The following is a 19,325-nucleotide window of genomic DNA, read 5'->3' as shown; positions in this document are numbered from 1 at the left end:
CCACGAAGCGCGGCCGCACCACGAACGTGGCCGGGGTCGGTGGAGTACCACCGACCCCGGCCAGAGCCATCCCGGGCACTATGGGTTGGTGCACACCTCGCAGTCCTCCCGCGCGGACGCGGCGCCCAAGCGAGCGGTCGTCGAGGTCGGGCTCGGCTTCGGGCGGATGGACGCCGCAGCGCGAGCTCAGGACCTGCGCAAGATGAAGGCGCTGGCCACCGGCCTGCTCCTCGTCGCAACGGTGATCTTCCTGCTGGCGCGCTGGTGGGAGGTGAACGACGGCCCGACCTGGGTGGGCTACGTCCGTGCGATGGCCGAGGCCGGCATGGTCGGTGCACTCGCCGACTGGTTCGCCGTCACCGCCCTGTTCCGGCGCCCGCTGGGGCTGCCCATCCCGCACACGGCGATCATCCCCACGAAGAAGGACGCGCTCGGTGAGAACCTCGGCGACTTCGTCGGGGAGAACTTCCTCAGTGAGGACGTGGTGCGCGACAAGCTGGCGCGCGTCGAGGTCTCCTCCCGGGTCGGCGCGTGGATCGGCCAGGAGGCCAACGCCGACCGCGTCACCGCCGAGCTCGCCACCGCGGCCCGCGGCGTCGTCACCGTCCTGCGCGACGACGCCGTGCAGGAGGTCATCGAGCAGGTCCTGGTCCGCAAGCTGATGGAACGCCCGGTCGGGCCGCCCCTGGGCAAGGTGCTGCAGGGCGTGCTCGCCGACGGCGCCCACCACCGCATGGTCGACCTGGTGTGCGATCGGGCCTACGACTGGGTCACGGCCAACCACGACACGGTGCTGCGGATCGTGCACGACCGGGCCCCCGCGTGGTCGCCGCGGTTCGTCGACGACCTGATCGCCGATCGGGTCTTCCTCGAGGTGCAGAACTTCGCGTGGGCGGTGAAGACCGACCCGGAGCACCCGCTGCGCAAGGCCGTCGACACGTTCCTCGTCGAGTTCGCCGCTGACCTGCAGAACGACGCGGAGACCATCGAGCGTGCCGAGCGGATCAAGCACCAGATCGTCGGCCATCCAGACGTCCAGCACTTCATCGGCCAGGCATGGGGCACCGTGAAGGGGCTCATCCTCGACGCGGCCGCCGACCCGTCCAGTGCCCTGCGCACCCGCGTGCGCGACGGACTCGTGGCGCTCGGCACCCGGCTCACCACCGACGCCGAGATGCGGGCGAAGGTCGACGGTTGGCTCGCCGAGGCCGCCGGCTACGTGGTGCGGCACTACCGCGGCGAGATCACCACGCTGATCACCGACACCGTCGAGCGCTGGGACGCGGAGGAGACCTCTCGGAAGGTCGAGCTGCAGGTGGGGCGCGACCTGCAGTTCATCCGCATCAACGGCACGGTCGTCGGCTCGCTGGCCGGGCTCGTCATCTACACGGTGGGGCAGCTGGCGTTCGGCGGCTGAAACCCCGAATGGGTGTGGGCAGCGTCATTCACCTGCGCAAGCAGGGTGCTTGCAAGAGCTAGCACTGCGGCGTAGCTTCGGTGGGGACGCACGGAGGTGAGCGCGAGTGGCAGCGACGGAGCAGCCCTCCCGGCCGGGCGACGGCCCCGGAGAACGCGTCGGGCACGCGGTCGAGCAGGTGGGCCACGTGGTCGAGCAAGCGGGGCACGCCGTCGGCCAGGCCGTCGACGACATCGGCGCCTACATCCGCAGCCAGCGGGAGGGCGCGCAGGTGTCGCTGCGTCAGCTCGCACGCGCCGCCGGCGTCAGCAACCCCTACCTCAGCCAGGTCGAGCGGGGGCTGCGCAAGCCGTCCGCCGAGATCCTCCAGCAGATCGCGAAGGGTCTGCGGATCTCCGCGGAGGCCCTGTACGTGAAGGCCGGGATCCTCGAAGAGAAGCCCGCGAGCGCCGTCACCGACGCCGTGCTCGCCGATCCGGGCCTGACGGAGCGCCAGAAGCAGGTGCTCCTGGACATCTACCAGTCATTCAGGCGGGAGCACGACTCGTCGCCACCAGAGGAGTGATCACCATGGCCGTGGACCTTCCGACCACCGCCGACGTTCGCAAGGCCCGCCACGACGCGGCCAAGGCCGCCGCGGAGCGCGCCGAGGCCGCGCGCACGCCGCTGTTCGCCGTCCTGGGCGCAGGGGAGCGGGCCGTCAGCGCCGTCTCCAAGGCCGTCGTCGCCGCCCGCACCCAGGCCGAGGGCGTGCAGCACCGGGTCGCCGAGCTGCCGCAGCACCTGAACGGCGAGGAGCTGCGCAAGACCGTCGCCGAGCTGCGTGAGCAGGCCGGCAAGGCGTACGCCGGGTTCGCCGAGCAGGGCGAGCAGACGTGGGGCCGCATCCGCAAGCAGCCGCAGGTCAAGGAGGCCCTCGCGCGCCTCGAGGCCTACACCGGCAAGCTCGACTCCCGGGTCGACGACATCGTCGACGACGCGCGCGACGCCACCGAGAAGGCCCTCGCCGCCGTCAGCACGCAGACCCGGTCCACCGGGGAGCGGATCGCCAAGGCCACGCAGCGCTTCAGCGGTCGCACCGCCTCGACGGTCACCGAGACGAGCAAGGACGCCTCGAAGACCGTCGCCCAGGCCGGCGCCGAGGCCGCCGAGACGATCTCGGAGGCAGGCACCGAGGCCGCGCGCGAGACGCGCAGCACCACCCGTCGGGCCGCCAACCGGACGGCCCCGAAGCCGGAGACCGCGTCGGGTGTGAGCAAGCCGGCCGCCCGCCGGACCAACTCGGCGAACGGTTCGAAGTCCAGCAGCTGACGCTGCGTACCGCCCGCGCCCCCGAGGACTCCCGTGCCTCGGGGGCGCCGGTGTGCTCATCTGCGCTTGTCAGTGGCCGGGTGTCAGCGACCGCTGAACCGTCCCGGGGATGTGCCTCGGCCGTGATCACACGTAGTCTGGTCGTGTGAGCCTGCTGTATAACCTCGACAACTGGGTGCTGTGGGCCATCTGGCTACTCGCCATCCCGGTCGGCGGATACGCCTTCGTCCATGCTCTGATGCAGCGTGCCGACGCGTTCACCGCGGCCGACAAGCTCACCAAGCCCGCGTGGCTCGGCATCACCGGAGCCAGCGCGCTGGTGCTCATCGTCTTCCAGCGTGGTCCGCTCGGAAGCGGAGCCCTGTTCTGGCTGGCTGCGCTCGTCGCGGTGCTGGTCTACATCGTCGACGTCAAGCCGGCCGTGGTCGGCGTGCAAGGTGGTGGGCAGCGCTGGTGACCGACTGGTCCGTCCTCGGCACGCTGCAGGCAGTCCCCGCACTCGATCGGCCCGACCTCCTCGGTGACCCGGTCGCCCATGCGCTGAAGGCGCTCGACCCGCCCGACGCCGCGCTCGTCGGCGTCGCGGAGATCGACCCCGGCCTCGCCGACACCGCGCAGTTCTGCGCCGCGTACTCCTCGCCGCTCGACCGATCGGCCAACTGCGTCGTCGTGGCGGGCCGCCGCGGCGAGGACACCCGCTACGCGGCCTGCCTGGTGCTCGCCACCACGCGCGCCGACGTCAACGGGCTGGTCCGCAAGCGGCTGAACGCCCGCAAGGCCTCGTTCGCCCCGATGGACGACGCCGTGGAGCTCACCGGCATGGAATACGGCGGGATCACGGCGATCGGCCTGCCCGAGGGCTGGCCGCTCCTCGTCGACTCCGCGGTCGCGGCCGCCCCCGCCGTCGTGATCGGCAGCGGCGTCCGGGGCTCCAAGCTCGCCCTGCCCGGCGAGCTGGCGGCCCGGCTGCCCGGCGCCGAGGTCATCGAGGGCCTCGGCCGGTAGGAACGCGCGCGCCGTCCTCGCAGGGGTCGGTGGGCTCTGCGACGACCCGGTCGGCGCGGTCATGGCGCCAGTGGCGTGGTCAGCTTTCGGGGGCCGGCGGGGCGGTCGCGGAGAGGGCGCGCAGATCGTCGAAGGCGTGGAGGAGGTGCGCGTCCAAGCTCTGTGAGGGGTCGTCGATCCACGCTTCGGCGGCGTGGTGGAAGGCGGCCCACCCGGTTCGAGCGGCCAGGCCGGCCAGCCGCTCGGGGACATCGCGCTGCCGCAGCGCCCCGGCGACGGCGTCGATGAGCGAGGCGTGCTTGGCCAACTCGCGTTCGCGCAGCGCTGGTGTCGCGGCGATGACCTCGAGGCGTGGTTCGGAGAACGGCCGGTTGTCCTCGAGGATCCGCCCGGCTCTCCGGAAGGCCCAGAGCAGGATCTCGAGCGGCTGCGGGCCGCCGGGCGCTTCGGCCACCGCCTGCATCAGCGCGCCGCGCAGGTCGGCCTCACCGTCGAAGAGCACCTCCCGCTTGTCCGGGAAGTGCCGGAAGAACGTGCGCTCGTTGACGCCGGCCCGAGCGGCGATCTCGGCCGTGGTGGTCTGGTCGAACCCGCGCCCGGGCGAGCGGGCGTGCCTCGGCTCCGCCGCGCACGGGGTCCGCGCGAGCGTCGTCCGGCTCGCTCCCACCGTCCACGGGCCCGCGGACCACGGCTTCATCGGCATGCTCGTCACCGCCGCACGGAGGACCGGAGTGTCGGCCTACGTCGGCGACGGCGCCAACCGGTGGCCCGCGGTACACCGGTTCGACGCGGCGACCCTCTTCCGCCTGGCCTTGGAGAAGGCTCCTGCGGGCAGCGTGCTGCACGGGGTGGCCGAACGCGGCGTCACTCTGAGGAGCGTCGCGGAGACGATCGCCCGGGCCCTCGATCTGCCCGCGGTCTCGCTCACCCCCGACGAGGCCGCCGGGCACTTCGCGAGCCCGTTCATGGCCGCCGTCTACGGCTACGACGCGCCCGCCTCCAGCTCCTACACGCGGGAGCTGCTCGGCTGGTCGCCCACCCACCCGACGCTGCTCGACGACCTGGAGCACGGTGACTACCTCGCCGCGCACCCGTCAGGCGTACGGGGTGAGGCCTCCGCGTAGCAGCCGGAACGCGTGGTCGGCCTCGGCCAGCGCGACGGGGGTCAGTGCGGCGGCGCTCCGCCCCGCGGTGATCCGGCGCTGGTTGGCGTCGGCGAGTTCTCGCAGGACCGTGAAGATCTGGCCTGCGGCCAGGCGGGCGGTGAGCTCCGGATGGGGCGCGCCGCCGGTGCTCTCGAGCAGGGCGGACGCGAGCGCCTCCACGCTGCGGGCGTGGTAGCGCAGCAGTGCCGTGCTGGTCAGCGCGCTGCTGCGGGCCGGGCGCGGGCTGCTCCTCGACCTCGACGCTCCGCTCGCTCCGCCGGACGAGATCGTCGACGGCGTCGACCTGGTGGCCGTCCGGGTCGTCGACGCCGTGGTCGGTACCGACGTGGACGCGGCGCGGCGGGTGCTGGTGCGGCCCGACGGTTACGTCTGCTGGGCGGGCCGCGAGTCGGGAGATCGGCCGGACGAGGCGCTGACCAGGTGGTTCGCGGGAAGTGTGCGGGTGGTGCCTGCGTTGTCCCGGTGAGGGCCGAACGGTTGAGCCCAACGCGCTCAGGGTTCCTGCGTTCACTGACAGCGGAAGTACTTGAACGCTGGAATGGCGACAACGGTGTAAGCGTTGGACAGGACATGACAGAGACGCTGAAGCTGCCGGTGCTTCCGCTCGCCGACTCGGTGCTGTTGCCCGGCATGGTGGTTCCCGTCCGGCTCGACGAGCCGGAGATCCAGGCAGCGGTCGATGCAGCGAGCAGCGTCGACCGCAAGGTTCTCGTCGTCCCACGCCTCGACGGCAAGTACACCGCCGTCGGCACCGTCGCCGTCCTCGAGCAGGTGGGACGCCTGCCCAGCGGGGAGCGGGCGGCCGTGGTGCGCGGTGAGGGCCGGGCCCAGATCGGTTCCGGTGTCACCGGGCCTGGCGCGGCGCTGTGGGTGGAGGCCACCCCGGTGCCCGAGCAGCCCGTGACGGGCCGGATGACCGAGCTCGCCAAGGAGTACAAGGCCCTCGTCATCGGGATCCTGCAGGAGCGGGGTGCGTGGCAGGTCGTCGACTCGGTGCAGCAGATCACCGACCCCGGCCAGCTCGCCGACACCGCGGGCTGGGCCTCGTACCTCGACCTGGAGCAGAAGTCGCAGCTGCTCGCCGAGTCCGACGTGGTCAAGCGGCTCGAGCTGCTGCTGGAGTGGACGAAGGCGCACGTCGCCGAGCAGGAGGTCTCGGAGAAGATCGCGCAGGACGTCCGCGAGGGCATGGAGAAGACCCAGCGCGAGTTCCTGCTGCGCCAGCAGCTCGCCGCGATCCGCAAGGAGCTGGGCGAGCTCGACCCGAACGGAGGCGACGACTCCGCCGACTACCGCACGCGCGTGGAGAACGCCGACCTGCCCGAGCACGTGCGCAAGGCCGCGCTGGTGGAGGTCGGCAAGCTGGAGCGGGCCTCGGACCAGAGCCCGGAGTCGGGCTGGATCCGCACGTGGCTCGACACGATCCTCGACATGCCGTGGACCACGCGCACCGAGGACACCGACAACCTCGTCGCCGCCCGCGCCGTCCTGGACGCCGACCACGCCGGCCTCGACGACGTCAAGGAGCGGTTGATCGAGTTCCTCGCGGTGCGCGCGCGGCGCGACCGCAAGGGCATGGAGAAGGTCGGCGGCCGCGGTTCGGGTGCGGTGCTGGCGTTGGTCGGCCCGCCCGGCGTCGGCAAGACGTCGCTCGGCGAGTCGGTCGCGCGGGCGCTGGGCCGCAAGTTCGTCCGGGTGGCGTTGGGCGGCGTGCGGGACGAGGCCGAGATCCGCGGTCACCGGCGCACCTACGTCGGCGCGCTGCCCGGTCGGATCGTGCGGGCCATCCGCGAGGCGGGCGCGATGAACCCGGTCGTGCTGCTCGACGAGATCGACAAGGTCGGCAGCGACTTCCGCGGTGACCCGACGGCGGCGCTGCTGGAGGTCCTCGACCCCGCGCAGAACCACACGTTCCGCGACCACTACCTCGAGGTCGACCTCGACCTGTCCGACGTGCTGTTCCTCGCGACGGCCAACGTCGGCGAGGCCATCCCCGGACCGCTCGCCGACCGGATGGAGTGGGTGCAGCTCGACGGCTACACCGAGCAGGAGAAGGTCGCCATCGCCCGGGACCACCTGCTGCCGCGGCAGATCGAGAAGGCAGGCCTGGAGCTCTCGGACGTCGAGTTCACCGACGTTGCCCTGTCGATGATCGCCGCCGAGTACACCCGCGAGGCCGGTGTGCGGCAGCTGGAGCGGGGTCTGGCCAAGGTCCTGCGCAAGGTCGCCGTCAAGCTCGACTCGGGGGCCGAGGCGCCGGTCCACGTCGACGCCGACGCGCTGGTCGGCTACCTGGGACGACCGAAGTTCACGCCGGAGTCGGCCGAGCGGACGTCCGTGCCCGGCGTCGCCACCGGGCTCGCCGTCACCGGGACCGGTGGGGACGTGCTCTTCATCGAGGCCACGGCCATGGAGGGCGACCCGGGCCTCACCCTGACCGGTCAGCTGGGCGACGTGATGAAGGAGTCCGTCTCGATCGCGCTGTCCTACCTGCGGTCGAAGGGGCTCGCCGGTGACCTGGCCACGCGCAAGCTGCACGTCCACGTGCCGGCGGGCGCGGTCCCGAAGGACGGGCCGAGCGCGGGCATCACGATGACCACGGCGTTGGCGTCGCTCGCGAGCGGCCGGCCGGTGAAGTCGTCGGTGGGCATGACAGGTGAGGTCACGCTGCAGGGCAAGGTGCTGCCGATCGGCGGCGTCAAGCAGAAGCTGCTGGCCGCCCACCGCGCCGGGCTGACCGACGTGATCATCCCGAAGCGCAACGAGCCCGACCTCGACGACCTGCCGGAGTCGGTGCGCGGGGAGCTGCGGGTGCACCCGGTGTCCGACGTGGCCGAGGTGCTGGAGCTGGCCCTGGAGCCGGTGCCGCTGACCGCGGCGGCGTAGAGCCCTCGACCTCCGAACGGGTGGTCCCTCTCTCCGGGACCACCCGTTCGGCGTTTCCGGGGCCGTAACCCTGCCCTCGCCGCCGGCGAGTCCTTCCCTCATCGCCGCGCGGAGGGAGCCTGTCATGGCGGCAACGAGGAACCTGGACGGCCTGCGATCGACGTTGACGGGCGCCGTGATCACGCCCGGCGACCCGGGGTACGACACGGCGCGTGCGCTGTGGAACGGCAGCTTCGACCGCCGTCCGGCGGTGGTCGTGTGCTGCCGGTCGTCGGCGGACGTCGCGGCCGCGATCGGCTTCGCAGAGGCCAACGGGCTGGAGATCTCGGTGCGCGGCGGCGCCCACTCCTTCAGCGGTGCGTCGGCGGGCGACGAGGGGCTGACGATCCACCTGGGGGCGATGAGCTCCGTCCGGGTCGACCCGGACGACAGGCGGGCACGGGTCAGAGGGGGTGCCACGTGGGGCGACGTCGACGCAGCCACGCAGGAGCACGGGCTCGCCGTGACCGGCGGTGTGCTCAGCGACACCGGAGTGGGTGGTCTCACCCTCGGCGGCGGGATGGGCTGGCTCGCCAACCGCCACGGCCTCTCGATCGACAACCTCGAGTCGGCCGAGGTCGTGCTCGCCGACGGGAGCGTCGTCCGGGTGTCCGAGTCCGATGAGCCCGATCTCTTCTGGGCTCTGCGCGGCGGCGGCGGGAACCTCGGCGTGGTCACCGAGTTCGAGTTCCGGTTGCACCCGGTCGGCCCCGAGGTGCAGTTCGGTCTGTTGTTCTGGGAGATCGAGCGGGGCGTCGACGGACTGCGCGCCTGCCGGGAAGCTGCGCAGAGCCTGCCCTCCGACTTCGGCATCCTGATCGGCGGTGCCCTCAGCGCCCCGGAGGCGCCGTTCGTCCCCGAGGAGCACCACGGGAAGATCGGCCACGCGCTCCTCGTGGCCGGCTACGGCTCCGCCGAGGAGCACGCGGACGCGATCGCCGCCGTCCGCGAGATGTGCCCGCCCTTGTTCGAGTTCCTCACGCCGATCCCGTACGCGGCGATGCAGCAGCTGTTCGACGCAGAGCTCCGCCCAGGGATCCGGATGTACGACAAGGGCCTCTACCTCGCCGAGCTGACCGACGACGCGATCACGGTGATGACCGAGAAAGCGACCGGGAAGTCCGACCCGCTGTCGTTCATGCCGATGTTCGCGCTGCACGGCGCGGTCGCCGAGGTGGGCGACGACGCCACCGCGTACGGCGGGCTGCGCACGCCCAACTTCGTCGTCGACGTCTCGGGGGCGAGCTACGACCCGGACCGGTTCATCGCCGACCGCGAGTGGGCCCGCTCGACGTGGGACGCACTGCGTCCGCTCGCCGGGAACGCGGGGAGCTACGTCAACTTCATCTCCGAGCTGGATGACGACGATCGGGTCCGCGCTTCGTACGGACCGGCGAAGTACGGCCGGCTCGCGCAGATCAAGGGTCACTACGACCCCGGCAACGTGTTCCACCGGAACGCGAACATCAAGCCCGCCTGAGGGTCGTGGCCGGCGCCGCCACGCCGGTAACCCTTCCTGTCATGGGGACGAGTCCTTCCGATACTCATCGGTGGGCCGTGAGCCGCGCCGGCGGCCCACGCCATGAGGGCTCCGTCGAGCCTGCTCCTGCGCTGAGTGATGTTCCCGGCGATGAGGCCAGAGGAGGAGCGACTCATGACCCAGACACTCGGTGGCGGGGTCGAGGACCTTCGCGCTGTCATGTCCGGCACCGTCATCGTCCCCGCGGACCTGGGCTACGAGGACGCGCGGAGGGTGTGGAACGCGGACATCGACCGGAGGCCGGCGGTGATCGCGCACTGTGCCGGCGCGGCCGACGTGGCTGCCGCCCTCCGGCTGGCCCAGGCGGAGGGACTGGAGATCGCCGTCCGCGGCGGAGCGCACAGCATGTCCGGGCAGAGCGTGGTCGACGACGGGATCATGATCGACCTCAGCGGGATGCGGCAGGTGGCCGTCGACCCCGAGGCGCGGCGGGCCCGGGTGGGCGGGGGCGCCCTCCTGTCCGACCTCGACGCGGCCACCCAGGCGCACGGGCTCGCCGTGCCCGTGGGCGCGATCGGCCACACCGGGATCGGCGGGCTCACCCTCGGTGGCGGTATGGGCTGGCTGAGCCGGCAGGCCGGGTTGACGATCGACAACCTCGTCTCGGCCGAGGTCGTCCTCGCGGACGGCCGCATCGTCCGGGCGTCGGACGACGAGCACGCGGACCTCTTCTGGGCGATTCGTGGCGGGGGCGGCAACTTCGGTGTCGTGACCGAGTTCGAGTTCCGGCTGCACGAGGTCGGCCCGATGATCGAGTTCGGGCTGCTCTTCTGGGGCATCGAGCAGGGCGCGGACGCATTGCGGCTCCTGCGTGACGTCGTTCCCGAGCTGCCGCGGTCGATGAACGTGATCATCACCGCGATGAGCGCGCCGCCGGCGCCGTTCGTGCCGGCGCAGCACCACTTCGCGCCGGGGTTCGGGCTGCTGCTCGCCGGCTTCGACGGCGCCGAGGAGCACGCCGCGGTCGTGGAACGGCTGCGCGCCGCGCTGCCACCGCTCTTCGACCACGTGGCGCCCATGCCGTACGTGGCGCTGCAGCAGCTGCTCGACGAGGCCAATGCATGGGGCCTGTACAACTACGAGAAGTCGACGCTCGTCGAGGACCTCGGCGACGGCGTGATCGACGTGCTCACCGAGCACCTGATGCGCCGCAGCTCGCCGCAGTCGATCGTCTTCATCTACCGGCTGGACAACGCGTACTGCGAGGTCGGCGAGGACGACACGGCATTCGGCGGGACTCGCCACCCGCAGTACGCCCTGTTCGGCATCGGAGTGGCACCGAGCTCGGAGGTGCTGGTGGCCGAGCGTCGGTGGTCGCGGTCGTTGTGGGACGCACTGGCCCCGTTCAGCCTGGGCGCCGGTTCCTACGTCAACGCGATGACCGAGTACGAGGAGCACCGCGTGCGCGCCGCGTACGGGGAGGCGAAGTTCGAGCGGCTCGCGCGGATCAAGGGTGTCTACGACCCGGGCAACGTGTTCCACCGCAACATCAACATCCAACCCGCCTGACCGCTTTCTGTATCAGGCAACCGGGCTCGCTCCTCGTCTCCGTACAGACCATCAGGGGAGTGGGATGACGGACACGATGAGTAGTGGAGTCGACGCGCTCCGTGCTGCGATGGACGGAGAAGTGCTGCAGCCGGGCGATCCGGAGTACGACCGGGGGGCGTTGATCTGGAACGGCGCGATCGATCGGTCGCCCGCGGTCGTCGCGCGGTGCACGTCGGCAGCCGACGTCGCCGAGGCACTCCGCTGGGGGCAGGCGAACGGCCTCGGGATCGCCGTACGGGGTGGTGGCCACAACGTCGCGGGTGCGGCCGTGCTCGAGGGCGGGCTGACGATCGATCTCGGTCCGCTGACCGACGTCGTGGTCGACCCGGTCGCCCGGCGGGCGCGGTGCGGTGGCGGGGCGAACCTAGCGGCGCTGGACGCGGCGTGCCAGGAGCACGGCCTCGCCGTTCCGGCAGGCACCGTGAGCCACACCGGCGTCGCAGGCCTGACCCTCGGCGGCGGCTTCGGCTGGCTGAGCCCGATGGCCGGGCTGACCATCGACAACCTGATCTCGGCCGAGGTCGTCCTCGTCGACGGGCGCGTCGTGCGGGCGAGCGCGCACGAGTACCGGGACCTGTTCTGGGCGCTCCGCGGAGGCGGTGGCAACTTCGGCGTGGTCACCGAGTTCGAGTTCCAGCTGCACCCCGTGGGCCCGCTGGTCCACCTCGGGATGTTCTTCTTCGAGCTGGACCGGGCCGAGGAGGCGATCCGGCTCGGCCGGAAGTTCTTCGCCGACAGCCACCGCAACGCCGGCGGCACCATGATCGGCGTGAACGCGCCGCCGGCGCCGTTCGTCCCGGAGGAGGCGCACTTCGCGCCCGGCGTCGCGCTGGTGGTGGCCGGGTTCGGCACGGCCGACGAGCACGCGGCCCTGATCGCGCCGCTGCGGGAGGCGGGGCCGCTGTTCGAGTTCGTGACGCCCATGCCCTACGTCGCGTTGCAGCAGATGCTCGACGAGGGCGCGCCGTGGGGCGTGCACGCGTACACCAAGGGCCTCTACCTGGACGAGCTGCCCGACGAGGCGATCGACGTGGTCGCGGCGGCGCTCCGGGAGAAGCCGTCGCCGATGTCGCAGCTGCTGATGTTCCCGCTCGGCGGCGCCTTCGGCGACGTTCCCGACGAGGCCACGGCCTTCGGTGGGCGCCGCTCGGCGAAGTTCGCGGTGGTGGTCGACGCCATCGTGCCCGACCCGGTGATGTTCGATCGTGAGCGGGAGTGGGCGCGTTCCACCTGGGACGGGTTGCGGCCGTTCGCCGACGACGCGAGCACCTACGTGAACATGATGACCGAGTTCGACGACGACCGGGTCCGCGCGTCGTACGGCGCGAAGTACGAGCGGCTGGCGCTGATCAAGACCGTGTACGACCCGCGCAACGTCCTGCGGGCGAACGCGAACATCAAGCCCGCCTGACTGGTCGACGGCCCCGTCCGACCCTCCCCGGACGGGGGGGCCGCGCTGCTCAGCGGCAGCAGGCGCAGACCGTGGGCGCCGGCGCCGCCGCTGCCGCCGGGTCCTCCGCCGCGGTGAGCACGTCGTCGAGCATCTGCTCGCGGGCAGCGCCGTCGAGGAGGCAGCCGCGCACCACCACAGCGTCGATCCGCGTCGTGTTGGTGATGTCCCGCAGCGGGTCGGCGTCGAGCAGCACCAGGTCGGCGACCTTCCCCGGTGCGATCGTGCCCTGCTCGTCCTCGAGACCGAGGTAGCGCGCGGGCTCCAGGGTGGCGGCCCGCAGCGCCTGCGCCGGGGTGAGACCGGCGCGCACCAGCAGCTCGAGCTCCTCGTGCAGCGCGAAGCCGGGCACCAGGGACGGCGTGCCGGTGTCGGTGCCTGCCAGCAGCGGCACGCCCGCCTCGGCCAACCGGGGCACGAGGTCCATCCGCCGCTCGAACAGCTCGCGGCGCTCGACGTTCTGCGCGGGCGTGCGCCCCTGCATGTAGATCTGCTGCAGCTGCACCTTCATGACCTCGGCGTACGCCGTCGGCAGGTAGCGGGCGCGGGGATCGTCGACCCGCACCGTGGACGGGGTGTCCGCGACGCGGTGCTGCACCAGCGTCGGCGTGACGAACGTGCCGTTCACGGCGAGGCGGTCGAGGATCCGGGCGGCCTTGCGCCGGTCCGTGCTGCGCGCGGCCGCGTACTCGGCCTCGTGCATCTTGACGTACCAGCCGCCGTACTCGCCGCCTGCGATCGGGACGGCGGCCACGTCGCGGCGCAGCCGAGCCTCCTCGCGCGACGTCGCGTACCAGAACTGCCAGAGGTGTTCGATGCTGCGGATCCCGGCGTCGCTCGCGTCGGGGAGCGGCACGAAGTCCGAGCAGTGCCCGAGGAACGGCATGCCGAGCGCGCGGGTCTCGTCGGCGATCGCGTGGAAGGCCTCGGGGCTCAACCTCGTGTAGACCTTGATGAAGTCGGCGCCCGCCGCCTGCTGCTCGCGAACGGCGGCCCGGGCCTGCGCGGCGTCGGCGACGGAGATGTACGGGGGGCCGATGCCCTCCCACAGCGAGGGTGCCCCGTCGACGAGCACCCTGGTCGCCTGCGAGCGCGGACCGAACGCCGTGCCCGCCACCACGCGGTCCCGGTAGGTGACCGCGTCCGGGTTGCCGCCCATCTCCCGCACGGTCGTGACCCCGTTGACCAGGTACAGCGGCGGGAAGGTCCGCTCGAGCGGCACGCTGTGGACGTGCATGTCCGCGAGGCCGGGCACGAGGAACTTCCCGGTGCCGTCGACGACGGTCGCCCCGGGTGGGACCCGCACCCGGGCAGCCGGTCCCACCTCCGTGATCCGCTCGCCCCGCACCAGCACCGTGGACCTCGGCCGCAGGCGCCCGCCGTCCACGTCGACGACCGTCACGCCCGCGATCGCGATCACGCCGTCCGCCGGAGGAGGCGCGGGTCGGGGGAGTGGGGGTGCCGGTGGTTCCGCCGCGCACCCGACGGCGCCGATCGCGCCCCACGCCAACCCGGTGGCCAGCACCGACCTCCGGCTGATCCTGCCCTGCATGCCGCACCTCGCATCCGTCCGACGACGGAGGAGATCGTCATTCGGGAGGGGCGTCCCGGGCGGTGGTGCGATCCGGTGCCTGCGGGGTGGGGATTTCCCCCGTGAACAGTTTCGGACCGCCCGCCGCGATGCCGGTGACGATGCACGCGAGCCCGAACCGGAAGTCCTCCGCGGTGCTCCCGTCGGACGGCTCCTGGTAGCGGCCCTGCGCGAACAGCTCGGCCACGAGCGGGAGGTCGTAGTCGGGGAGCAGCTGCGCAACGGCGCCGACGAGCGGGGCGCCCGCCGGGAGCGGTGGCTCGCGGGAAGCGAGGTCGCGCTCGGCCCGGACGCCTGCGCGGACGAAACCGTCGAGCAGCGCGGCGACCCTCAGCTTCTCCGGCGTGCCGAACGGGGCGGGCTCCAGCGCCTCGAGCAGCGCCTCGAACCAGGTGAGCGCGTTCGGGGTCACCGGCAGCCGGACCGGACCGTCGACGAGCCACGGGTGCTCGAGGTACCGCGCGCGCAGCGCCGTCGCCCACGCGATCACCGCAGCGTCCCAGGGCACCGGGGTGCGCCGGCGCGGGCCGGGCACGCCGAGCGCGTGCTCCCTGGCGAGCACGTGCAGCTCCTCGCGGGAGCCGAGGTGGCGGTAGAGGGCGTTCGGGGTGACGCCGAGCCGGCCCGCCACCCGGGTGAGCGAGACGGCCTCGACCCCCTCGGCGTCGCCCAGCTCGACGGCCGTCTCGACGATGCGCCGCAGCGTGAGGGACGCCTTCGGCCCGCGCGTCGGGGCCGGACGGGAGACACCCCACGCCCTGCGCAGCGGTTCGGGCAGCCCCGCGCCGCCCCCCGTCACGGACATGAACCCGAGCGTATGCACGCGGGAATCACGGAGTCCGTCCCGGCCTTCTGTCCGGCATGACGTTCGCACTTCCCGACACCGAGTTCGGCGCCCGCGCGGCCCGGCACCTGACGGAGGACGTCGTCGCGTGGCTCACGCTCGTCGACGCATCGGGCACTCCGCAGCCTGCGCCCGTCTGGTTCCTGTGGGACGACTCGTCGATCCTCGTCTACAGCCACGGCGAGGCGAAGCGGCTCGCGCACCTGCGGGCCAACCCGCGCGTCGCGCTGCATTTCGACGGCAACGGCACCGGCAGCGACATCGTCGTGCTGACCGGTGAGGCGGAGATCGTGCCGGACGAGCCGCCCGTGTCGCAGAACCCCGGGTACCTGGCCAAGTACGGCGATCGGATCACGGCGGGGTGGCAGACGGCGGAGAAATTCGCGTCGATCTACTCGGCGCCGGTGCGCATCCGTCCGAAGCGGCTGCGCGGGCACTGAGTCCGCTCAGGGGAAGACCACCGTCTTGTTGCCGTGCACCAGCACGCGGTCCTCCAGGTGCCAGCGCAACCCGCGGGCGAGGACGAGGCGCTCGATGTCGCGGCCGCGACGGACCATGTCGCCGGCGGTGTCGCTGTGGTCGACGCGGATGACGTCCTGTTCGATGATCGGGCCGGCATCGAGTTCCGGCGTGACGTAGTGGCAGGTGGCGCCGATCAGCTTGACGCCGCGGGCGTAGGCCTGGTGGTAGGGCCGCGCGCCGACGAACGACGGCAGGAAGCTGTGGTGGATGTTGATCGCCCGCCCCGCCCACGACCGGCAAAGTTCCGGCGGCAGGATCTGCATGAACCGGGCGAGCACCACGGCGTGCGGGTCGTGCCGGTCCACCAGCTCGCCCACCTCGGCGAACGCCTCCGCCCTCGAGGCCGCCCGTGCCTCCGGGTCGCCGCCCGGCGGCGGGAACGGCACGTGGTGGAAGGGCACGCCGTGGGCGCGCACGATCGGGCCGAGCCGGTCGTGGTTGCCGATCACGGCGGAGAGGTGCACCGGGAGCTCCCCGGCGGCGACGCGGCCGAGGATGTCGTGCATGCAGTGCGCTTCCTCGCTCACCAGCATGACGATGCGCTTCGGCTCGCGGGTGTCGGTGACCGTCCACGTCGTCTCCCCGCCCAGCTCGGCGGCCACCGCGGCGAAGCGCTCCCGCAGCTCCTGCACACCGAACGGCAGCGATTCCGCACGCACCACCTGGCGCGTGAAGAACCACCCGGTGCCGGGGTCGGAGTGATAGCCGGCCTCCACGATCCAGCCGCCTGCGTCGGCCAGGAAGCCCGCGATGCGGGCGACGATCCCCGTGGTGTCGGGGCAGGTCAGCGTGATGACGTACCGGTGTTCGGCCGCGGGGTCCACGAGACGATGGTCCCCCGCCGTCATCGGCCGTTCTCGGAAAGCCACACTTGCGTGAACGCGGTCTCCGCGGCGAGCAGCCGCTTCACCTGCTCACCGACAACGCCCTCGATCTTCCCGCCGATGAGGGGCACCGAGACCCGCACGTCCGCGCGCACGTTCAGCTCGCTCCCGCCGTCGGGCAGGTCCCGCAGGCGCATGCCGCCGGTGGCGGACGCCGGTGCGTTCATGATCGTCACCTCGACGTCGCCCACGTAACGGCCGCTGTCCTGCCTGGTCCACCGCTCGTTGCGCTCGATCGTGACGTCACCGGCCAGCACGCTCCGCACCACCGACGGCAGGTCCTTGGCGTCGAGGCCGAGGCGTAGCCGGTACCGTGCGCCCTGGACGTCGGCCGAGTGCTCCAGGAGGGCCGCACCCGGGCCGCCGATCCGCTCCAGGCGGGCACGCAGGTAGTCGGGGTCGACCATCGTGGCGTAGACCTCGTCCGCGCTGTGCGGAGAGACGGACCGGAAGTCGATCTGCCGGGACATGAGCGGAGGCTACCGGCTCGGGGGTCGTGGTCCTGCCTTACCGTTGGCTCCCGTGCCCGTACCCGACGTGCTCCCGCCGCCGACGCAGCGGCTCGCGCCGCTGACGACCCTGCGGCTGGGCGGCCCCGCCGGGCGGCTCGTCGAGGCCACATCGGCCGAGGCGGTCGTGCAGGCCATTCGGGACGCCGACGCCGCGGGAGAGCCGCTGCTGCTGCTCGGCGGGGGTTCCAACGTCGTCGTCGCCGACGAGGGTTGGCCCGGCACGGTCGTGCACGTGGCGAACACCGGGTGGGTCGTCGAGCGGCAGCCCGACGGGTCGGTGCTGCTCACGGTGGAGGCGGGCACCGACTGGGACGAGGTGGTCGCCGGCTGCGTCGCCGACGGGCTGGGCGGGCTGGAGTGCCTGTCCGGGATCCCGGGGCGTACGGGGGCCACACCCGTCCAGAACGTCGGCGCGTACGGCGTGGAGGTCGCCGACCTGCTCGTCGACGTCGACCTGTACGACCGGCGGAGCGGCGCCGTGCGCCCGCACGTGCCCGCCGCGGAGTTGGGCCTCGCCTACCGCACGAGCGTGCTGAAGGGCCGCGACGACGCCGTCGTGCTGCGGGTTCGGTTCGCGCTGCCCGGCACGGGCGCCAGCGCACCTGTCCGGTATCCCGAGCTCGCGCGCGCGTTGGGCGTCGAGTCGGGGGCGCAGGTGCCTGCGGCGATGGCGCGGGAGGCCGTGCTCGGCCTGCGCCGCCGCAAGGGCATGGTGCTCGACGCGGACGACCACGACACGTGGAGCGCGGGCTCGTTCTTCACCAACCCCGTGCTGCCCGAGGGCGACGTGCCGCCGGACGCGCCCCGCTTCCCTGCCGGGCCGGGCACGGTCAAGGTGCCCGCGGCGTGGCTCATCGAGCAGGCCGGCTTCCGGCGCGGCCATCCCGGTCCGGGCGGCCGGGTGGCGCTCTCGAGCAAGCACGTGCTCGCGCTCACCAACCGCGGTGGGGGTACCACCGCCGAGTTGCTCGCGCTCGCCCGCGAGGTGCGTGACGGCGTGCGGTCACAGTGGGGAGTGACACTGTCCCCCGAACCGGTTCTCGTGAGATGCGCGACCTGAGCCGCGCGTAATCTGACTTGGGGCCCGCTGCCGGACAACCGCCGGCCTCTTCGGCGCGTCTGTAGCAGCGGGGAGCTCTGGCAAGGGGGACTCGGATTTGCGCAGGATCCTGCTCGCACTGGCCGTCGTGCTGGTCGGGTCGCTCGGCGTGGTGACGATCGCCACGGCCGACGAGTCGGGCCAGGTCGGGGAGACGGTCGTACCGCCCGTTCTGGAACCGCCCGCCACGCTCGCGTACTCGCCGGGCGCGGACGCCTCGGGCGTCGACCCGCGGGCGTCGGCCACGGTGTCGGTCAAGGACGGCACGCTCGACGAGGTCACGCTGACCGGCCCGGACGGCAAGGCGGTCGAGGGGGAGCCGAACGCCGAGCGCACCGAGTGGAGCAGCACCGCGGAGCTGTCCTACGGCATCACCTACACGTGGAGCGGCAGCGCCACCGGCCGCGACGGCGCCAAGGTGCCGCTGCAGGGCTCGTTCACCACTCTCAAGCCCCAGAAGACCGTCCGCGGCACGATCAACATCGGAGACGGGCGCACGGTCGGGGTCGCCGCGCCGATCCGGATCCAGTTCAACGACCACGTCGACGACCGCGCCGCCGTCGAGCGGGCGCTGTCCGTCGAGACGTCGGTCCCCGTCGAGGGATCGTGGGGATGGCTGCCCGACGAGGGCGGCGGTTCCCGGGTGGACTGGCGGCCACGCGAGTACTGGCCGGCCTACACGAAGGTGACGGTCACCGCGGACCTGTTCGGCGTGCCCTACGGCGGAGGAAGGTACGGAGCCACGGACGTCACCAGCTCGTTCGAGATCGGGCGGTCGCAGATCGTCAAGGCCGACGCCGCCAGCCACCGCGTCGTCGTCGTCCGCGACGGCAAGCAGGTGTTCGACTTCCCGGCCAGCTTCGGGCTCGACTCCGACCCGCGGCGCAACACCCGCACCGGCGTCCACGTCGTCACCGAGAAGTTCCCGGAGCGGCGGATGGTGAGCCAGCAGTTCGACTACGACGTGAACATGAAGTGGGCCGTCCGGATCAGCAACAACGGCGAGTTCCTCCACGCCCAGCCCGCGACCGTGTCGCAACAGGGATCGGCGAACGTCAGCCACGGCTGCATCAACCTCTCCCCCGACAACGCCAAGGCGTTCTACGACACCGCGATCTACGGCGACCCGGTAGAGGTCACCGGCACCAACGTCCAGATGTCCGCGCGCGACGGCGACATCTGGGACTGGACGTTGTCCTGGGACGAGTGGAAGGCCCTGTCGGCGCTGGACGGCTGAGGGGTAGTCCCCGCGATGTCCGGGTATGCGCGGGCATGCGCCCCGAGGAGCTGAGCGACCAGGTCGAGAGCCGTTCCGTACCGCTCCCGGAGGAGGAGCGGGCCGCCGACGGCGGGGAGGATCGCCGCGCCGAGGCGCGGGAGATCCTGCGCGACTCCGAGCAGCGGATCGGTGAGGCGGCGACGGGCGAGCGCCCGGCGGACGCGGCGAAGGAGAACCGTCCGACGGAGGAGACCGCAGGCCCCTGACCCGTTCCGACGAACGGCGCGTT

The 19,325-nt window shown here is 72.3% G+C and carries 21 protein-coding genes; 15 read left to right on the top strand and 6 right to left on the bottom strand.

Annotated features, from left to right (window positions below):
* The first annotated feature begins 166 nt into the window (after positions 1 to 166).
* The 5 genes from FHX44_RS13295 (at position 167) to FHX44_RS13275 (ending at position 3,733) form a co-directional block, all read left to right on the top strand.
* A complete protein-coding gene (locus FHX44_RS13295) occupies positions 167 to 1,417 on the top strand; it encodes a DUF445 domain-containing protein (protein ID WP_212612984.1) in 1,251 nt (416 codons plus the stop codon).
* 178 nt (positions 1,418 to 1,595) lie between these two features.
* Positions 1,596 to 1,982, top strand: coding sequence for a helix-turn-helix domain-containing protein (locus tag FHX44_RS13290; protein ID WP_147261146.1), 387 nt, complete (start codon positions 1,596 to 1,598; stop codon positions 1,980 to 1,982).
* Positions 1,983 to 1,987: 5 nt separating this feature from the next.
* Entirely contained in the window at positions 1,988 to 2,728 is a 741-nt protein-coding gene (locus tag FHX44_RS13285; RefSeq protein ID WP_147256088.1) for a Tim44 domain-containing protein, read from the top strand.
* A 145-nt stretch (positions 2,729 to 2,873) separates the two neighbouring features.
* Positions 2,874 to 3,185: a DUF2516 family protein gene (locus FHX44_RS13280; RefSeq protein WP_147256087.1), complete on the top strand. Its 312-nt coding sequence runs from the start codon at positions 2,874 to 2,876 to the stop codon at positions 3,183 to 3,185.
* Positions 3,182 to 3,733 (top strand): YbaK/EbsC family protein, encoded by a 552-nt coding sequence (locus tag FHX44_RS13275; RefSeq protein WP_212612454.1) that lies wholly within the window; start codon positions 3,182 to 3,184, stop codon positions 3,731 to 3,733. The genes FHX44_RS13280 and FHX44_RS13275 overlap by 4 nt, the downstream gene beginning before the upstream one ends.
* 79 nt (positions 3,734 to 3,812) lie before the next feature.
* On the opposite strand, the gene FHX44_RS13270 is transcribed toward FHX44_RS13275, so the two are convergent.
* Positions 3,813 to 4,430: a TetR/AcrR family transcriptional regulator gene (locus FHX44_RS13270; protein ID WP_147256086.1), complete on the bottom strand. Its 618-nt coding sequence runs from the start codon at positions 4,428 to 4,430 to the stop codon at positions 3,813 to 3,815.
* Between the two features lie 34 nt (positions 4,431 to 4,464).
* Between FHX44_RS13270 and FHX44_RS13265 the strand changes: the two genes are divergently transcribed.
* Complete coding sequence (locus tag FHX44_RS13265; RefSeq protein ID WP_212612453.1) at positions 4,465 to 4,857, top strand: Rossmann-fold NAD(P)-binding domain-containing protein; 393 nt, start codon at positions 4,465 to 4,467, stop codon at positions 4,855 to 4,857.
* Here the strand turns inward: FHX44_RS13265 and FHX44_RS13260 are convergent.
* Positions 4,828 to 5,058 carry a hypothetical protein gene (locus FHX44_RS13260; protein WP_147256085.1) on the bottom strand — a complete coding sequence of 77 codons (231 nt, stop codon included), beginning with the start codon at positions 5,056 to 5,058 and terminating at the stop codon, positions 4,828 to 4,830. The genes FHX44_RS13265 and FHX44_RS13260 overlap by 30 nt on opposite strands.
* Positions 5,059 to 5,086: 28 nt before the next feature.
* Between FHX44_RS13260 and FHX44_RS13255 the strand changes: the two genes are divergently transcribed.
* The 5 genes from FHX44_RS13255 to FHX44_RS13235 all read left to right on the top strand — a co-directional run bounded on the left by FHX44_RS13255 (position 5,087) and on the right by FHX44_RS13235 (position 12,326).
* Positions 5,087 to 5,365: an aromatic-ring hydroxylase C-terminal domain-containing protein gene (locus FHX44_RS13255; protein ID WP_147256084.1), complete on the top strand. Its 279-nt coding sequence runs from the start codon at positions 5,087 to 5,089 to the stop codon at positions 5,363 to 5,365.
* A gap of 104 nt (positions 5,366 to 5,469) precedes the next feature.
* Positions 5,470 to 7,785 carry an endopeptidase La gene (gene lon / locus FHX44_RS13250; RefSeq protein ID WP_147256083.1) on the top strand — a complete coding sequence of 772 codons (2,316 nt, stop codon included), beginning with the start codon at positions 5,470 to 5,472 and terminating at the stop codon, positions 7,783 to 7,785.
* Between the two features lie 124 nt (positions 7,786 to 7,909).
* Positions 7,910 to 9,304, top strand: coding sequence for an FAD-binding oxidoreductase (locus tag FHX44_RS13245; protein WP_147256082.1), 1,395 nt, complete (start codon positions 7,910 to 7,912; stop codon positions 9,302 to 9,304).
* Between the two features lie 174 nt (positions 9,305 to 9,478).
* Positions 9,479 to 10,873, top strand: a complete 1,395-nt coding sequence (locus FHX44_RS13240; RefSeq protein ID WP_147256081.1) for an FAD-binding oxidoreductase — start codon at positions 9,479 to 9,481, stop codon at positions 10,871 to 10,873.
* Positions 10,874 to 10,937: 64 nt separating this feature from the next.
* Positions 10,938 to 12,326, top strand: a complete 1,389-nt coding sequence (locus FHX44_RS13235) for an FAD-binding oxidoreductase (RefSeq protein ID WP_147256080.1) — start codon at positions 10,938 to 10,940, stop codon at positions 12,324 to 12,326.
* Positions 12,327 to 12,375: 49 nt separating this feature from the next.
* Here FHX44_RS13235 and FHX44_RS13230 read toward each other — a convergent pair whose 3' ends face one another.
* Both FHX44_RS13230 and FHX44_RS13225 read right to left on the bottom strand, forming a co-directional pair.
* Positions 12,376 to 13,917, bottom strand: a complete 1,542-nt coding sequence (locus tag FHX44_RS13230) for an amidohydrolase family protein (protein WP_147256079.1) — start codon at positions 13,915 to 13,917, stop codon at positions 12,376 to 12,378.
* A 37-nt stretch (positions 13,918 to 13,954) separates the two neighbouring features.
* On the bottom strand, positions 13,955 to 14,761 hold the full coding sequence (locus FHX44_RS13225; protein WP_147256078.1) for a TetR/AcrR family transcriptional regulator: 807 nt from the start codon (positions 14,759 to 14,761) through the stop codon (positions 13,955 to 13,957).
* 56 nt (positions 14,762 to 14,817) lie between these two features.
* On the opposite strand from FHX44_RS13225, the gene FHX44_RS13220 reads away from it, so the two are divergent.
* On the top strand, positions 14,818 to 15,240 hold the full coding sequence (locus tag FHX44_RS13220) for a TIGR03667 family PPOX class F420-dependent oxidoreductase (RefSeq protein WP_147256077.1): 423 nt from the start codon (positions 14,818 to 14,820) through the stop codon (positions 15,238 to 15,240).
* Positions 15,241 to 15,246: 6 nt separating this feature from the next.
* Here FHX44_RS13220 and purU read toward each other — a convergent pair whose 3' ends face one another.
* Together purU and FHX44_RS13210 are read right to left on the bottom strand one after the other, a co-directional pair.
* Positions 15,247 to 16,170 (bottom strand): formyltetrahydrofolate deformylase, encoded by a 924-nt coding sequence (gene purU / locus FHX44_RS13215; protein ID WP_147256076.1) that lies wholly within the window; start codon positions 16,168 to 16,170, stop codon positions 15,247 to 15,249.
* Positions 16,167 to 16,676, bottom strand: a complete 510-nt coding sequence (locus FHX44_RS13210; RefSeq protein WP_147256075.1) for a DUF2505 domain-containing protein — start codon at positions 16,674 to 16,676, stop codon at positions 16,167 to 16,169. Before FHX44_RS13210 ends, purU begins: the two co-directional genes overlap by 4 nt.
* 52 nt (positions 16,677 to 16,728) lie before the next feature.
* Here FHX44_RS13210 and FHX44_RS13205 point away from each other — a divergent pair, with 52 nt between their 5' ends.
* From FHX44_RS13205 to FHX44_RS13195, 3 genes are all read left to right on the top strand, one after another.
* Positions 16,729 to 17,778 carry a UDP-N-acetylmuramate dehydrogenase gene (locus FHX44_RS13205; protein WP_246170350.1) on the top strand — a complete coding sequence of 350 codons (1,050 nt, stop codon included), beginning with the start codon at positions 16,729 to 16,731 and terminating at the stop codon, positions 17,776 to 17,778.
* Between the two features lie 97 nt (positions 17,779 to 17,875).
* A complete protein-coding gene (locus tag FHX44_RS13200; protein ID WP_147256073.1) occupies positions 17,876 to 19,054 on the top strand; it encodes a L,D-transpeptidase in 1,179 nt (392 codons plus the stop codon).
* Positions 19,055 to 19,089: 35 nt separating this feature from the next.
* The gene (locus FHX44_RS13195) at positions 19,090 to 19,302 is read left to right on the top strand and encodes a hypothetical protein (protein WP_147256072.1); all 213 of its coding nucleotides are present in this window, start codon (positions 19,090 to 19,092) and stop codon (positions 19,300 to 19,302) included.
* The last annotated feature ends 23 nt before the right edge of the window (positions 19,303 to 19,325 follow it).

This window comes from Pseudonocardia hierapolitana (assembly GCF_007994075.1).
GTDB classification, from domain to species: domain Bacteria; phylum Actinomycetota; class Actinomycetes; order Mycobacteriales; family Pseudonocardiaceae; genus Pseudonocardia; species Pseudonocardia hierapolitana.
Note: the sequence above shows the minus strand (reverse complement) of the source record. Positions and strands in the feature narration are given on the sequence as shown.